The organism is Echinicola vietnamensis DSM 17526 (assembly GCF_000325705.1).
In the GTDB taxonomy this organism is placed as follows: Bacteria; Bacteroidota; Bacteroidia; order Cytophagales; family Cyclobacteriaceae; genus Echinicola; species Echinicola vietnamensis.
This window is the reverse complement of the sequence record NC_019904.1, coordinates 919,426-935,436: the sequence shown is the minus strand read 5'-3', so window position 1 is coordinate 935,436 and position 16,011 is coordinate 919,426. Positions and strand designations below refer to the sequence as shown.

10 protein-coding genes and 1 tRNA gene are annotated in these 16,011 nt (G+C 44.4%); 6 read left to right on the top strand and 5 right to left on the bottom strand.

Going from position 1 to position 16,011, the window contains the following annotated elements; genetic code table 11:
* Nucleotides 1-276: 276 nt before the first annotated feature.
* Nucleotides 277-349 (bottom strand) — tRNA-Met (locus ECHVI_RS03955).
* Nucleotides 350-488: 139 nt separating this feature from the next.
* Between ECHVI_RS03955 and era the strand changes: the two genes are divergently transcribed.
* The 4 genes from era (at nucleotide 489) to ECHVI_RS03935 (ending at nucleotide 3,720) form a co-directional block, all read left to right on the top strand.
* Nucleotides 489-1,379 (top strand): GTPase Era, encoded by an 891-nt coding sequence (era, locus tag ECHVI_RS03950; protein ID WP_015264655.1) that lies wholly within the window; start codon nucleotides 489-491, stop codon nucleotides 1,377-1,379.
* Between the two features lie 20 nt (nucleotides 1,380-1,399).
* The gene (der, locus tag ECHVI_RS03945; RefSeq protein ID WP_015264654.1) at nucleotides 1,400-2,713 is read left to right on the top strand and encodes a ribosome biogenesis GTPase Der; all 1,314 of its coding nucleotides are present in this window, start codon (nucleotides 1,400-1,402) and stop codon (nucleotides 2,711-2,713) included.
* 75 nt (nucleotides 2,714-2,788) lie between these two features.
* Entirely contained in the window at nucleotides 2,789-3,010 is a 222-nt protein-coding gene (locus ECHVI_RS03940) for a hypothetical protein (RefSeq protein WP_015264653.1), read from the top strand.
* Between the two features lie 68 nt (nucleotides 3,011-3,078).
* Nucleotides 3,079-3,720, top strand: coding sequence for a SprT-like domain-containing protein (locus tag ECHVI_RS03935; RefSeq protein ID WP_015264652.1), 642 nt, complete (start codon nucleotides 3,079-3,081; stop codon nucleotides 3,718-3,720).
* 113 nt (nucleotides 3,721-3,833) lie between these two features.
* Here ECHVI_RS03935 and ECHVI_RS22890 read toward each other — a convergent pair whose 3' ends face one another.
* Together ECHVI_RS22890 and ECHVI_RS03925 are read right to left on the bottom strand one after the other, a co-directional pair.
* On the bottom strand, nucleotides 3,834-5,771 hold the full coding sequence (locus ECHVI_RS22890) for a glycine-rich domain-containing protein (RefSeq protein ID WP_015264651.1): 1,938 nt from the start codon (nucleotides 5,769-5,771) through the stop codon (nucleotides 3,834-3,836).
* A gap of 106 nt (nucleotides 5,772-5,877) precedes the next feature.
* Nucleotides 5,878-7,551 (bottom strand): hypothetical protein, encoded by a 1,674-nt coding sequence (locus ECHVI_RS03925; protein WP_015264650.1) that lies wholly within the window; start codon nucleotides 7,549-7,551, stop codon nucleotides 5,878-5,880.
* Nucleotides 7,552-9,137: 1,586 nt separating this feature from the next.
* Between ECHVI_RS03925 and ECHVI_RS03920 the strand changes: the two genes are divergently transcribed.
* Nucleotides 9,138-10,127, top strand: coding sequence for an IS110 family RNA-guided transposase (locus ECHVI_RS03920; RefSeq protein WP_015264542.1), 990 nt, complete (start codon nucleotides 9,138-9,140; stop codon nucleotides 10,125-10,127).
* A 396-nt stretch (nucleotides 10,128-10,523) separates the two neighbouring features.
* Here the strand turns inward: ECHVI_RS03920 and ECHVI_RS03915 are convergent, their stop codons facing one another.
* Both ECHVI_RS03915 and rho read right to left on the bottom strand, forming a co-directional pair.
* Nucleotides 10,524-13,100, bottom strand: coding sequence for a fibronectin type III domain-containing protein (locus tag ECHVI_RS03915; protein ID WP_015264649.1), 2,577 nt, complete (start codon nucleotides 13,098-13,100; stop codon nucleotides 10,524-10,526).
* A gap of 348 nt (nucleotides 13,101-13,448) precedes the next feature.
* On the bottom strand, nucleotides 13,449-15,230 hold the full coding sequence (gene rho, locus ECHVI_RS03910; RefSeq protein WP_015264648.1) for a transcription termination factor Rho: 1,782 nt from the start codon (nucleotides 15,228-15,230) through the stop codon (nucleotides 13,449-13,451).
* Nucleotides 15,231-15,707: 477 nt separating this feature from the next.
* On the opposite strand from rho, the gene ECHVI_RS03900 reads away from it, so the two are divergent.
* A complete protein-coding gene (locus ECHVI_RS03900; protein ID WP_041738298.1) occupies nucleotides 15,708-15,998 on the top strand; it encodes a hypothetical protein in 291 nt (96 codons plus the stop codon).
* The last annotated feature ends 13 nt before the right edge of the window (nucleotides 15,999-16,011 follow it).

The following is a 16,011-nucleotide window of genomic DNA, read 5'->3' as shown; positions in this document are numbered from 1 at the left end:
TTTATGGTTGACCAAAAAGAAAAAATAGGCTTGAAATAGCAGTTTACAAATAACAGAACATTAACATTTGAAAAACTCATGTTAAAATTCTTGTTCTATTCAAATGGATTTGAAATACAGGTAAAAAGGGGGACAAAAAGGAGGACGAAAAAGGGGACAAATTTGAGTCATTTGGAACCAGTTGGAATTGAATTGAATCAAACGTGGTTTATTAACTGCGTCAGAACTCCTATAAAACACAAAAAGTTGACCACGAATGATCAACTAATTGTTTAGTAGCGGGAACAGGACTCGAACCTGTGACCTTCGGGTTATGAGCCCGACGAGCTACCAACTGCTCCATCCCGCGATATATCTTTATATAATTTATATCTTTTATCTAAATTAAAGGCGGCTTTGACTTTTTCAATGCCCTGTTTCCTTTATTGTGATACAAAGGTAGGCAGAATTTATGAAAAATCAAGTACCTTTGTGAAAATATTTAACGTATGACCGAAAAAACACATAAGGCTGGTTTTGTAAATATCATTGGGAAACCAAATGTCGGCAAGTCCACATTGATGAATGTATTGGTAGGTGAGCGCCTTTCGATTATTTCTTCTAAAGCGCAGACCACCCGCCATCGTATTCTCGGGCTGATGAACGGAGATGATTACCAGATCGTGTTTTCGGATACCCCTGGCATGCTCAAGCCTAAATATGAGCTGCACAAAAGCATGATGAGCTTTGTGAACCTTTCTTTGGAGGATGCAGATGTCATTGTCTTTGTCACAGACTTGTATGAAACCGATAATGAAATAGAAGAAGTCATTGAGAAAATCAACCACGCAGGTGCACCGGTGTTGTTGGTGATCAATAAGATAGACCTATCGAAAGAAAACAAACTGGAAGAAGTTACCCAGTATTGGACCGAACGGATCAAGGCCGATACGGTCATTCCAGTGTCGGCCCTGGAGAATTTCAACATCGAGCGGATCATGCAGGAAATCCTCGATAGACTTCCTGTCCATCCGCCTTATTACGATAAGGAGGAACTTACCGATAGGCCAGAGCGTTTCTTTGCCTCTGAGATTATCAGGGAGAAGATCTTTACCAATTATAAAAAAGAAATCCCCTACAGTACAGAAGTGGCCATCGACCAATTTACGGAAGATGATAAGCTCATCCGCATCCGAGCCATTATCTTTGTGGAGCGGTCCAGCCAAAAGGGCATTATCATAGGTGATAAAGGCAAGGCCATCAAGCATGTGGGGATTCAATCCCGGGAGGCGTTGGAAGCCTTTTTTGGTAAGCAAGTGTATCTCGAGACCCATGTAAAGGTGGAGGATGACTGGCGAAAAAATAAAAACAAACTAAGAAAATTCGGTTACGATCAGTAGCCTTACAAACCGTAGAAAAAATGGCAAATATAGTAGCAATAGTAGGGAGGCCAAATGTGGGCAAATCCACTTTCTTTAACCGGCTCGTCGAACAGCGGAAGGCTATCGAGGACAATGAAAGTGGGGTCACCAGAGACCGGCATTATGGGCATGCCCAGTGGGGAGGAAAGTTTTTCTCGGTGATCGATACCGGTGGATATGTGACGGGATCGGAGGATGTTTTTGAGGCGGAGATACGGAAGCAGGTGAAGCTGGCAGTGGAAGAGGCTTCTGCCATCCTTTTTGTAGTGGACTGTATCGACGGATTGACGGATTTGGACAAGGAATTTGCCAATGAGCTGCGCGGTACCAATAAGCCTATCTATATCGTGGCCAACAAAGCAGATACCCAGGAAAGGGCATTTATGGCCAATGAATTTTATGAGCTTGGTCTAGGTGAAGGGACCGTTTATCCCATCGCAGCAGCAAGTGGGAGTGGTACCGGTGACTTGCTCGATGAACTGGTTACCCTTTTTGACGATGAAGGCATCGAAAATCCAGATGAGGGCATTCCGAAAATCGCCATTCTTGGTCGTCCCAATGTAGGGAAGTCTTCTTTCTTGAATGCCCTGCTGGGAACGGAAAGGACCATCGTAACAGATGAAGCAGGAACCACTCGGGATACGATCAATTCCTACTACACCCTTTATAGTAAGAACTTTATCATTTCAGATACCGCGGGGATCCGTAAAAAGTCTCGGGTAAAGGAAGACATCGAGTTTTATTCTGTCATGCGTTCCTTGCGGACGTTGGAGGACTCTGACGTGGTCATCGTCATGGTGGATGCTACACGAGGACTTGAGTCTCAAGATATCAACCTGATCTCACTGGCCATTAAAAATAATAAGGGAGTCATGATCATGGTAAACAAGTGGGACCTTATCGAAAAGGACCATAAGACCATGAACAAGTTTAAAGATGATATGATGGAAAAACTGGGCGAGAACCGTTGGATTCCGATTATCTTTACCTCTATGCTGACCAAGCAGCGTATTTTCCAAGCCATTGAATTGGCGGTTCAGGTGTATGAAAACAAGACACGTAAAATCACCACTTCCCAGCTAAACGATAAGATGCTGCCCGAAATCGAGCGATACCCTCCGCCAGCATGGAAGGGAAAGTATATAAAAATCAAGTATATCACCCAGCTGCCAACCAAAAATCCGGTGTTTGCTTTCTTCTGCAATTTGCCCCAATACCTGAAGTCACCTTATACCAGGTATTTGGAAAATAGGATTAGGGATCACTTTGATTTTCAGGGTGTTCCGATTAAAATCACCTATAAGAGAAAATAAAAAATATTTTTTCTCAAAGTGCTTGTAAATATTGAAAGTGGTAGTACATTTGCGTGCTTATTTTAAGAAAAACACATGAAAAAAGTTATTGCTTTATTCGCCCTTGCTGGTCTGGTATTGACCACTTCTTGCGGCAAAAAAGAAGTTGAACAAACTGAAGAAATGATCGAGACTCAAATCGAAGAGACTGAGCAAGTGATCGAAGAATCAGTGGAGGAACTTGAAGAAACAGTGGAAGATACTGTAGATTCAGTGGAAGAAACGGTAGAAGAGGTAACGGAAGAAATCAACGGTTAATCCTCCCATCAAAAGTGAACTTATCGAAGCACCGAGTAATCGGTGCTTTTTTTTTATATTTGTAGTGCATGAGTTCTAGCGTAGCTACAAAATTGGCCCGGGTTTTTAAGGTAAAGGTTCCGGAAAAAGCCGCCCCCTATTGCTTGAAGTTATGGGAAGAGGCGCCTTTTCATTTTACCGTCAGCAAATCCCGGGTGTCTAAGCTGGGGGATTTTCGGTTTAGGTCAGACCAAAAAGTTCAGACCATCACCATAAACCATAACCTGAATCCCTATCAATTCCTAATGACCTACATTCATGAAGTCGCCCATCATCGTGCCTTTTCGGAATATGGCACTCGTATCAAACCACACGGTCCAGAATGGAAAAGAACCTTCAAGAAGCTCATGTATCCGGTATTGACGCATGAGGTCTTCCCTAGAGATCTGCTCATTCCGCTCAAGAGGCATATGGCCAATCCTAAGGCCTCTTCCTATGCCGATTTTTGGCTGAACAGGGAAATGAGAAAGTATGATCCGGGGTGGGCAGATGTAAAGGCCATCTATCTTAGTGAAATTTCCATCGGTGAAGCGTTTGAGCTAAAGGGCAGAAAATTCAAAAAGATACAGCCCAGAAGGACACGGGTGCTTTGTGAAGAGATTGCTTCAGGAAAGCATTACCTTATTTCGGGCAATGCAGAAATTCGATTGTCTTCTTCTGAAGAACGTTGAGTAGCCTTGCAGGGAACCTGAAAGGGTTGATGTTGATGGTGCCGCTTGAGCTCGAGCGATGTTGCCCCTTCTTAGCTTGCCCGTGGAGGAATGTTGAGGTAGCGACCTTGGCGTCATTCTTTCATGATTTTTATAAATTCGGATTTATCATTCCACCTGATTTCAAGTACCCAAATACCTTTTTCCAAGGTGCCAAAAACCTTTTGGAGGGCCTCCCCAAAATCACGCTCACTGGTAGCGGTGAAATAGTCTGTGGATTGTAGTGGGGAAGCCAATCGGAATTGGATGTTTTTTATTTCTTCTGCAGCGGCGTAAGACACGTTGATTTCTTGACCACTGGCAGGGTTGGGGTACACGGTCCATTTTCTTTTTACCTGTTGGCTAGCAGGTACTTTGACGGAATAGACAGGGGAATAGGAAGCATTTCCATTTAGATCAATTTCTTTGATCCGGTAATATAGGAGGCCTCCTGTGGCCGGTAGCAGGTGATCTTGGTACTGGTAATGCATCAGCTCTTTAGCGGATGCACGGGCATTTATTTGGGTAATGGTTTTAAAATCCTCAATACCATTAAAGGCCCGCTCCACTTCATAGTGGCTGGTGGATATTTTTTCTGAAACAGACCAATTGATTTGGACGTTGTTTTGGGGCGCATGGTATGCCACATTTATGGCCTGCCAATCCACGGGCAAGCTCGCCAATCGTAGACGGATAATCACTATGCCGTCCGCTCCATCACCCCCGCCATCCCAGCCGGCACCTCCGCCGGATCCGGTGTTTTGCTGGCCGTCCGCTCCTGTGTCAGTGGATCCGCTGCCGCCGATACCGCTTCCTCCGGCGCCTTGGTTATTGCCCTGGCCCGGTCTTCCGGAGCCACCTCCACCTGCCGCGAAAAGGTTGTTGATGCCTACGTCTACGGATAGGTCTTCTAAGATGGCAGAAGATGATCCTTCGCCTCCGACACCACCGCTGGCACCTTCTCCGCTGCCTCCTGTAGAGGCAGAACCTCCGCCTCCACCACCTGATCGTGCTCCTCCTGTACCATTACCATTACCATTTCCGTTGCCGTTTCCATTTCCGCTCTCCTCGCCCAAGCCTCCTCCGTTGCCTTGAGAACCTTGTGCCCTGGTACCTGTATTGGAATTGCTGGCATGGCCACCTCCGGATCCTCCTGCATTTCCGGTGCTGATGTCGTCATTGGAATGATATGAGCCGCCACCGCCACCGCCAATGGCACTGATGCCGTTAAAGCTAGAGTTCATGCCGTTTTGACCTGCTTCACTAGCGGTATTGGCACCTTCACCTCCCTTTCCGACAAAAACCGGATAGGTTTCTCCTGCAGTCAAAGGGACAGAGGCGCTGTATACCGTTCCGCCTGCACCACCACCTCCGGCACTGCTTCCATGACCTCCTCCTCCGCCACCAGCGACGACAAATACTTCCGCGTCATCAAAGGTGGCGGGTACCGTGAACGGACCGTCACAGCGGTAAATATAAAGACGCTCCAGCTCTGATACCTGTATCTCCTCCACGCAGGCGTTAGGGTCTTGGCATACTCCTTCGGTAATTTCTCCATCATCTTCGGCGATATTGGGGCCGTCGATCTCTAGCCTGAAATTTAGGCAGCCTAGATCCGCAGGACTGGGGTTTGGAGGGGAGGACGAGCAAGTGTACCAATCGCTTTGCGCTGCAAGCACCGAGCCACTGCCTCCGGCTTCTGGGAGATCAAAGTAGTTTTCATCTCGCTCTACCCCGTCATCACAGATGAGATAGCCTTGTAATGTCCATAGGGTCGGGGGCGGCCCATCAAAGGTTACTTCATAGTCTAGGTTTACCCGATATTCAAACCCATCTGGACAATAGGTATTGAAAGTTCTTACTTCCGTCAGTGTTAATTTTATATTGATGGTGCTTTCACCAGAAGGAACAGTGATGGTGGTTGAACACTGCGCTTGGGCTTCCCTACAAATCAAAAAACTTCCCAAAATCAGTGCTAAAATCAACCGAAAATATAAAGTGTAACAGTTTAATCGGTTAGACAGCATGCTCATATTATGGTGTTAGTGCAGCGATACAAACATACAAAACCAAATAGGAAAACAATAGTTTCCCGAAAAATATAATTATGAATTTAATTAGTTACATTTTTCAGGTTGTTTACAGCATTAATTTAAGGTGCTGTTGCTGGTCTTTCCACCGGATTTCCATGACGAGCAACCCTTTCGAAAAATAGGTCAATTTTTCCCGGAGACGGGAATTCAGCATTTCTAGATTATCGGCTTTGAATGTACGGGCTTGGTTAAGGCTGTTGTAGAGCGTTATCACAACTTCCTCATGGGGGTACTTTTCGTAGGCATTGAAAGCCAGGCTGACCTGCTGGCCATTGGCAGGGTTTGGGTAAATTTGCCACCTGTTTTGGGCAGCTTTGGCAGCTGGAATATCGATGGCAATAATCTTACTATAGGTGGTGTTTCCGTTCAGGTCGATTTGCTTTATACGATAATACATTCGCCCTGCTTCTAGTGGCAAATCGTCGTCCTCAAAAGTATATGACCGCAGGTCATCTGACCAACCTGCACCTGAAACCTCGCCCGCTACAGTAAAATTTTTGATGCCATTGAAGGAGCTTTCTATTTTATATCCATCAAGAGCATTTTCATCATAAACTGACCAATAAATTTCAATTGTTCGTGTTGGTTTAAGGATCCCTTCGATTTTATCGAATATTACAGGTAATACTCTGGCGCATGGGGATGAGGATGGTTCATTGGCCGTATTAAAACAAGCGTTTCCGCCTTTCTGAACGTTTCCTGAATTTCCTACTGTATTACCATCGGCGGTGAAAATCGCATTATCACTAAGATTGGCCGTATGCCAATTGATTTGTAGGTTGCCTTCGGTGTGGATATAGGAATTATCCTGCATGTTAAGCACTCCTCCTCCTCCATTTTGGAATTTAAAATTCCCAGCAACACTCACATCACCATATCCCGAAAGGTTTAAGTTTCCATTTTCCAAGTTGAAGTCCCCTTCCAAGTTAACACTGCTATTTTCATTAATGTTAAATTGAGATCCACCGGACATGCTGATGTTACCACCTACTTGGATGTTGGAATTTTCGTTTAGGGTAAGGTTACCGTTTGCTAGTTTTAAATTGTCTGTAACCTGTATGTTCCCATTTTCAAATGCTGATACATTTCCCCCGGAAGCAAAATCAAGTTTTTCAGTAATTAAATTTCCTCTTATGTTTAAATCGGTTCCGCTGTTAACAGTGACTTTGTTTAAAACAATCAATTCCGATCCTTCTTCTACATTTATTTCAGCATTGTTGCCTTGCAAAACAAGGTCCCGGACAATTACGGTACTATTGCCCGTGATGTTTAAAACACCTCCTCGATTCATTAAGAGACTTCCATTGGAAACATCGATCATTCCTCCATTGGTCACATTGATCACGACATTGTTTGGCTCGGGTAGGCTGGAACCACTTTGGTCAAAAGTTAAATTTCCGGGGAATGTCACCAGGCCATTCGGTCCAGATACAGTCAAACTTTTAAAATAGCCCCCGCCAAAGGTTGTGTTTACATCAAAATTGATATGATGTTCTATGGTGACATCAACTTGGCATTGGGGATCATATGTGCTTGTTCTTGGGTAATTTGCCAATGTCCCACACCCATTGGGATTGGTTCGATCCCAATTCCCTTCATTACTCCAGTTGCCATCAGCATTGGTAGTAAAGTTTTGTGCGTGGCCGCTTATTGAAATGAATAGGCCAGTGACTAGGAATAAAATAAACGTGTCTTTCACGTTAAACGAAAAACATTTCATTAGGGCGATTATTAATGAGAAGAAATGGGCTATCAAGAGCCAATATCATGGGTGTTACAATTTTCAACTATCGGCGAACTCCTTTTTAATACACTAAAACAGCTTTTCATTACCTTTTTTTGTTAATTGATGACAAAAATATAAAAGAAATCACCCTTCACAAGTGTTTGTTATAAAAAATATACGGTTTATAACTTTAAATATGTAGTTGGTTTGGTGTGTGGTTTATTTGCTAACCACTATAAACTTTCACGTTTGTTTTCAGATGCTGTCAAATTATAACTGTTCCAATAATTTATGGTGCTGTATGATTTTCTTTCGATTTGATCATTTTTTCAGTATGAACGATCCATTCCTTAAAAACGGACCTCAACTCATTTTCCCCGGAAAGATGGGATCAAGCCATATTTCTGGGGGGACGAATGTTGACATGGTATTATAAAAGAAAATTTCATACGGTTAAAACGATGGTTTTCCTCCACAGGGCAAACGCCTTTAAAACAGATGTTCCTATTTGCGTTTATATCTGCCGTTCTTACGGAACTTACCCTTTTGTGTGTAATCATTGTTGGTGCAGGTGACAACCTGCACCTTCTATATGCCCCTCCGCCAAAGGCGGATTAGGCAGGATGCTCAGTTGCTAGCGCATATTCAGCGTTTAACCTCAACCAAGCCAACCACTATACCTGAGCAGATAGCTGCGACGGCTTTTACGATCCAAATCAACTAATCATTCTTTCAGCCTATTCCGCCATTCGCTAAGATAGGCTACTGCGGTTTCCCATGTACAAATCGGGGCAAAGTGCCAGCGGCACGATAAATTTTGTAACCTGCGGATTCATCCGCAGGATCTTAAGCGCTCCTCAACCTCCCGAAGAAGTGCCAGCGGCACGGATGATAGCTCCTCTACACGAAATGAATCTAAAAGTGTTTCCCCTGGGGAACTGCAAATTTTCATTAGGGTGTAAAATGCCCCCGACTTTTCGGCTTGATCCCTTTCTTTCGATTTGATCATTTTTTCAGTATGAACGATCCATTCCTTAAAAACGGACCTCAACTCATTTTCCCCGGAAAGATGGGGTCAAGCCATATTTCTGGGGGGACGAATGTTGACATGGTCTTATGAAATAGAATTTCATGCCATTAAACGATGGTTTTCCGCTATCCGCACGAATGGGTTTTAGCGCGAATTTATGGGGAATAGTTAGGCCCATGCCGCTACAACGGGAACCGTTGGATGGGCAAATTTACCATGGGCTTCACCCATGGCTAGAAAGTGTGGAGGCTGTGTCAAAAGTCCTCGTCATACTAAGTTAGTGGCGGAAAAAGTGTTGTAAAAATATCGGAATATTATTTGGTTTGCCTGAGAAGCGGGACGCTGCTACCAGGTAAATGCAGAAGGAATAAGGACGTTATCCGTCATTGGTCGTAAAGACTGTTCGCAATGCTGTTCCCTTCTGCTCTTATTACCGAAATCAGGACAATTCATAAGGTCATAAGAACCTGTTTTAAGTATAGATTGATCCGGTAAAAGACTTATCTGATAGCAACGGCCGCCAAAGACATAGGGTAAAGTTAGCAAGAAAATGGAAAAACCAGAAAAGGTATACATAGGCGTTGATATTTCGAAGGTAAAGTTTGATATCTATTTCAAATTGGGAAATGGAGAGGAAACCAAGGTAAAGCTGGATAATAATTCGGAGGGCTTTTCAGAGTTACTGAACCTTCTTCCTTCTGATTCCTGGGTGGTTATGGAAGCATCTGGACCATATTATTATCAACTGGCGAGCTTTCTATATGATAAAGGAGTCATGGTTTCGGTGATCAATCCACTTGTAATCAAAAGGTTTACGCAGATGAAGCTTAGCAGAACCAAGACTGACAGTGCCGATGCAAAAAGCATCGCTGAATATGGAAACCTGCTCAAAATAAACCCCTGGGAACCGTTAAAGTCCTGCTACCTTGAGATCAAACAATGGTATGCCTATAGAAAGCAGCTGTTAAAACACCAACATGCCATTCAAATGAAACTGGAAGCCTTTATATCAACAGGTACGCTTAACGACCTTTTGAGGGAATCAATAGAGAATGAGCTCTTTAGGATTGATGAAAACATCAAGGAAGTGGACAGACAATTAAACCATTTGATAGACCAGGAAAACGGCCAGTTAAGGGAGCAGCTTGAATCCGTTCCAGGTATTGGCCCAAAGACCAGTCTATTGTTGATAGTCGCTTTAAGAGGTTTTGAAAACTTTCAAAACTATAAACAGATCATATCCTATTTAGGGCTGTCCCCCAGGATTTATGAATCAGGTACCTCGGTAAAAGGGAAAGCAAAAATATGCAAAATGGGGATGTCCGAAGTCAGAAAATGTCTGTATATGGCTGCCCGATCCGCAAAGTCCTACAATAAGACTTGTATGGAGCTTTATTCACGCTTAAGAGCAAAGGGAAAAGCCCATAGAGTCGCCATGGTAGCCGTCATCAATAAGCTCATCAAACAGGCATTTGCTATTGTAAAATCAAATAGTTACTACGTCCAGAACCACACTACTAGAAGAGTAGCGGCAAAATAAAATTTTGAACTAAAACTTGATATTATACACAATTCATTGCGATTCCGATGGATATCGGAAGAAGCAATCTCGTCATACGTGCAATGAAAGCACATCGAGATCACTTCACTCCGTTCGTGATGACGGATAATTTATTTATGAGACAGCCTCTTTGTGGCATTTTTTTTACCCGTGATTTTGCCATGAAGTAAAACTGGCAGTCCCCAGCCTTTCCGCTTGATCTGAAAGATGGTTTGATCCGTTTTCATTTCGGCAAAAAAATAGCGGCCCAGATCGCTCCAGGCCGCAGGTTGGCAGTTGGTTTAGTTTGTTTTTTCTTGAATTACAGTGCTTTTATTCAGGCTTAAAAGCCCATTTATATTTTTAATGTTTAGGTATTAAGATACTTATCATGACTCATCTCAACAGCACTTTAATGTATTGGGCCTTGTTTTCCCAAGTCACTTCTACGATGACCAAGCCCGTACCAAAGGAATGCAAAACCTCGGAGAGCTTTTGACTGAGTTCTTCGGGTGAATTTACCGTATTGACATTCATGGTGTGGATCCCATTTATGGCCCTGAAGCTTACTTGTCCTCCATTATAAGCCAATTGGTCAAGCAGTTCTAACTTGATATCATCAGGGCCACCGGGGTTGGGGTAAGCCCGCCAGGTATCGTTTCGGATAGTCACTTTAGGTACGGTCACTTGGCGGAGATCCCCATATGAGCTGCTATTGTCCAAATTCACCTGCTTGATCCGATAGTAGTATTTGCCTCCTGGCAAGGGGACTTTTTCGTCTAGAAATTGGTAAGTGGTGATTTCATCGGTCCAGCCTGCTGCAGCTACCTTGGCGATGGTCTGAAAATCATTGACACCGTCTTGGGATCGTTCCACTTCATAATGACTGTTTTCCCATTCCTTGCTGACGGTCCATTCTAGCGCTACGGCTCTTTGATTTTCCTGGTAGGTTACGTTAAAATCCTGCCAGACCACCGGAAGAACAGCCATTATCCGCAATCCAAAATTGGCATCCCTCACCGAGGAGTTGTTCAGGCTAAGTTCTCCAAGAATTCCAGTAGGTTCGTACAGATTTTCGTCAGGATTGGTACCCAATTGGGCACCGGTGTTTTCCCAATGCTCTGGCAATATCGGTCCTGGGCTTAGGTCACCTGGGGCTACAGAAATACTCGAGAGCACTGCCCTGTAGGTGCCGTCAGGCACACGGTCTATGAAGTAAGTCCCGTCAGCAGCGACCGGCTCTGTGGCCACGACTTCCTCGTTTTCGTCCACGATCAGCACATGAAGTCCTTCGGCAGTGGTAGGTTGCCCGAAGATAAGGCCATCTGCTCCACCATTATCGTCATCATAGACGTTTCCTTGGAAAGTCAAGTAGCGGTACTCGTCATCTTCATTGACTTCGGCATAATAGGAGGCTGCCCAGGTGTTGATGGTATTTCTTTCACTGAAGCCATTATTGCCGTCGCCGTACCAGATATGGCTGTCACCTGCTTCGCCTGTTACATTCACCGGAAGAGAAACGGCGCTGGTCTTGGAGCCGTCATCCAAATCCTCAAACCCATGTTCACCATCCCTCGGAATCAAGGAGTCGTCCCAGTAAATGGTATTGTCTTCCGGATCTCCTGGACGGACATTGGTGATGGTGATCCCCATGCTCTGTTCCATGTCATAGATGGGAAAATGGACGGGTGAGAAGATCACTGCGGCAAATACTCCTATCTTGGAACCGCTGGTGACCACATTTTCATTCGCGTCCTTTCCGTCCCAGTAGATGGTATATTCTCCACTGGCATCATACTTTTCACTCATGATGAGGTCTATTCCTCCGTCATAAGTGCCGTTGCCGTTTAAGTCAATCAAAACATCGACAATTCCAGGGAGGCTGATGTTAATATCCACCCAAGCATGTCCACCATTGCCCGTAGGGACCCGTTCTTCATAAGTGATGTCCAAACTTGCCGTGGGCTCTACGGTGGTAGGCCAAAACTCCAAATCCGGATCATTCAGGAATAAAGGGTACTGGTAATTGGAGGAGGCCCCTTCGATGGATTTACGGTTGTCCACATGGTTCCCCGTGTCGTTCCTTGGCCCATCCTGGTTGGCAAAGAAGTTTACGAATCCACCATTGGAGTTCGGAAACTGCGCGTGCTTGACGAAGTAGGTGTCTCCCGTACCGCCAAAGGTGTCATCGACAGGAACGTAAAAACCGAAATTATCATGGAATGCACGATCATTTACCACACCAGGATCCCTTGGCAGGCCGTTTAGGATACTCCAATATTTGGAATACAATCTCCCCGGCTGTACCTCATCAGCGCTATTGGCCACAGTGACATCCCAAATGCTGATGGGAAGTCCGTCTCCAATGGGATTCCCGTTACTCCGAGAGATCTCCACCCAAAAAGCCCTTGCTTCTCCTGTATTATTGGTAAAAGAATACGCTTCATATCCCGTGGGTCCTACTATGTCAGACGGACCGTTGGCTGCTGCCTGGGCATTGGCTGGACGACCTATTATTCCTTCGTTGGAATGGGCATCATAGTAGTGGTTGTCTACTTCGATACCATATCGCTTATCTGGAAAAAAACCTGTGTCAGTATCATCATAAAACCACCTTACCCTAATATCTGAATTGTAATTATAGTAGTTATATCCTAGAAAATCATAGGTTACTTCATTTCTAAACCCCCAATAGACCGTCTCGCCGGGTTTGACATAAACGTACATGCGGTGGTCGGGATTGTAATTGTTGGTGGAGGAGGGCATCATCATGTATCCGCGTGTTCCGTATCCCCCGTTATTATTGCTGCTGTTTGCCGGAATCCACAGCCAGCTCCTGCGGTCACTTGCGGTGCCCCAGTCTCCCGAGCCTTCCCCAAGGACATGTTCAAAAAGGCCTGCTAGCAAAACGCCTTGTAGGAATAGTACGCGGAAGAGCAGCGTGTTGAAATTTAGGGTAAAGATTCTTTTCATGCACCTTATCATTAAATGAACAAATAGGTACTCATCTTCACCATTTTACCGAGAATGTGGACAAAGCAAGACATACTGGTCCAGGGTGATGGTGATGAATGATTTTTTGGTAAACTTGGTGTAGTCAATTGCCTTCTTGGCAATGCTTAATATGTCAATTACTATGTTGTGTTATTGGTGTTTTCTCACTACATAGATAAAATAAAATCTACATATTAAAAAATAATACAAAATAATATTTTAAAAAGCATATTAGTGGTAGAAAACGACAGAAAACAAAATCCGTAATACAGCAAAAAAGCCTCAAACCCAGGGGCTTGAGGCTAGCTGTTATAGCGTTTCTTAAAATTATCCGTTCATGCTGATCAAGAATTCGGCATTGTCGCGGGTACCTTTCATGCGTTGGAGCAGGAATTCCATGGCTTCTTGGGAAGTCATGTCGGACATGAGCTTTCGCAAGATCCATACACGCTGCATCTCTTCTTTTTCCATCAAAAGGTCTTCCCTTCGTGTACCAGATCCTGGTACATCGATGGCTGGATAGATTCGTCTGTTCGAAAGTTTTCTGTCCAAGCTCAGTTCCATGTTGCCGGTACCTTTAAATTCTTCGAAGATCACCTCGTCCATTTTCGAACCGGTTTCTACCAGTGCCGTGGCGATGATGGTCAGGGAACCACCATTTTCTACGTTTCGGGCAGCACCGAAGAATCGTTTTGGTTTGTGGAGGGCGTTGGCATCCACACCACCGGAAAGGATTTTTCCAGAAGAAGGCACCACGGTGTTATAAGCCCTTGCCAGTCGGGTGATCGAATCCAGCAAGATGACGACGTCGTGACCGCATTCTACCATCCTCTTGGCTTTTTCCAGTACCATGGACGATACTTTAACGTGACGTTCGGCTTGTTCGTCAAAAGTAGAAGAAACCACTTCTGCTTTTACCGAGCGGGCCATATCAGTCACCTCTTCCGGACGTTCATCGATCAAAAGGATCATAAGATGGCATTCCGGATGGTTTTCAGCAATGGCATTGGCAATTTTTTGAAGCAAAACGGTCTTACCGGTTTTAGGCTGGGCGACGATCATGCCCCGTTGGCCTTTACCGATCGGTGCAAACAAGTCCACGATTCGCGTGGAGAAATTGTCCGCCCGAGTGGTCAGGTTCAGCCGTTCCTCTGGGAACAAAGGGGTAAGGTATTCGAATGGAATCCGATCACGGATTTCTTCAGTGGTTTTGCCGTTTACGGAAGCCACTTTCAGCAGGGCAAAGTACTTTTCCCCTTCTTTGGGAGGCCTGATTTGGCCTTTGATATTGTCACCTGTCTTCAGTCCGAAAAGCTTGATCTGGGATGGGGATACGTAAATATCATCTGGAGAAGCCAGGTAATTATAGTCAAGAGAACGCAAGAAGCCATATCCGTCCGACATGATTTCCAGTACTCCTTCATTTTCTATGATACCATCAAATTCCTTTACCAAAGAGGCATATTTCTTTTTGCTGTTGCCATTGGTAGGTTGGGAAGGCTGCTCGTCAGAGATATCTTTGAAGTTTTTTCTTTTGGGAAGCTCTACTTCCTGCTCTTGTGGTCGTTCTGTTGCCACCCGCTGGGCTTCTTCGTCGATCACTGCTTTCCTTCTGGGACGGAAGCTTCTAGGGCGGTTTTCATCGGAAGCTTGAGCATCAGGTTTCGCCTCAGGCTTGCTTTCTGCCTTTTTTTCAGGTTTGCTGTCAGGCTTGTTGTCAGCTTTGGGAGCGTCACTCCTTCTGGGCTTTCTTTCTTTTGGCGCTTCCTTTGGCTTTTTGGCGGGTTTTTCTTCCGCTTTTGGAGTGTCCTCTTTTTTGGATTCCGTTACATTTTGCCGCTTAAACTTAGGCTTGGTGTCCTTGCCTTCTTCAGCATCGGGCTTTTGCTCAGCCTTCTTCTCAGGAGTGTCTGGTGCCGGTTTATCTGCTTCTGCCTTTGCCGGCTTTTTCTTGGGAAGGGCTTTCTCTGGGGTGATAGCTTGCTGATCTAAGATCGCGTAAATGAGATCGTCCTTCTTGAGGGATTTAAAATTTTTCACCCCCAGTTCTTCTGCTATCTCCTTCAACTCGGATAGCAATCTAATTTTTAGTTCTTCAATATTATACATAAAAAACGTATAAGAGGTACTTGATGTGATTAATAGAAATGAGTACTGTGACTATTTAATTGATTGGTATAAAAAGGTGTCTTATGAAATAAGATGAACCCACAGGGCGTGGATTATGAACTTTTTGACTTCACAATATTACAGTAAGCAATTTTAATACGCAAACTTTTTCTGTGAGGATGTGTATTTATCAGAAAATTAGCGAGTTTTACAGTTCCCAATATACAAGGATAAGACTGGTTTCCCTTATAAAATGGCTTATTTCACTTGATTTATTTTCTTTATACCAAAAACGTCAAAAAGATTGGGTTATTATGAAGGGGCTGGATATTTCCTTATCAAGGAGACAACGCGAAGATAAGGGGCCACTCACGTTGCAAAATGGAAGAGGACAGTGATGAAATTAATACACGTACACGTGAATCCGCACCCACTGTAAATCATTTGGACTCCATGAAATTCGCCTTTAAACTATCAATGAAGCGATGTCAGCCTGAGCGCTTGCCTGACCGGCAGGGAGGTTTGGCTCTTTTCATCCATGGGGAAGAACACAAAACCATCCTACCGTTATCGGATTTGGTTACGTGCAACATTGCGAATACACAGTATTACATAAACATGCCCCAAAACTCCAAAGCAGTAACCTGGCGGCCTTTCGTTGTTCCGATCGTCAAAGAAACTTATTGCTCAGCACTATTGGTATACCCACTGGAATGGACGCTGAACATGTTGAGGAGTGGGCAGGAAAAAATTCCACGGAAGTGGTAAATCAAGGGCCTTT

What these genes read in the sequence shown, in the direction of transcription:
- ECHVI_RS03915 (WP_015264649.1), bottom strand. Translation starts at nt 13,100, where the DNA reads ATGAAAAGAATCTTTACCCTAAATTTCAACACGCTGCTCTTCCGCGTA.
- ECHVI_RS22890 (WP_015264651.1), bottom strand. Translation starts at nt 5,771, where the DNA reads ATGAGCATGCTGTCTAACCGATTAAACTGTTACACTTTATATTTTCGG.
- rho (WP_015264648.1), bottom strand. Translation starts at nt 15,230, where the DNA reads ATGTATAATATTGAAGAACTAAAAATTAGATTGCTATCCGAGTTGAAG.
- ECHVI_RS03920 (WP_015264542.1), top strand. Translation starts at nt 9,138, where the DNA reads ATGGAAAAACCAGAAAAGGTATACATAGGCGTTGATATTTCGAAGGTA.
- ECHVI_RS03935 (WP_015264652.1), top strand. Translation starts at nt 3,079, where the DNA reads ATGAGTTCTAGCGTAGCTACAAAATTGGCCCGGGTTTTTAAGGTAAAG.
- ECHVI_RS03900 (WP_041738298.1), top strand. Translation starts at nt 15,708, where the DNA reads ATGAAGCGATGTCAGCCTGAGCGCTTGCCTGACCGGCAGGGAGGTTTG.
- der (WP_015264654.1), top strand. Translation starts at nt 1,400, where the DNA reads ATGGCAAATATAGTAGCAATAGTAGGGAGGCCAAATGTGGGCAAATCC.
- ECHVI_RS03925 (WP_015264650.1), bottom strand. Translation starts at nt 7,551, where the DNA reads ATGAAATGTTTTTCGTTTAACGTGAAAGACACGTTTATTTTATTCCTA.
- era (WP_015264655.1), top strand. Translation starts at nt 489, where the DNA reads ATGACCGAAAAAACACATAAGGCTGGTTTTGTAAATATCATTGGGAAA.
- ECHVI_RS03940 (WP_015264653.1), top strand. Translation starts at nt 2,789, where the DNA reads ATGAAAAAAGTTATTGCTTTATTCGCCCTTGCTGGTCTGGTATTGACC.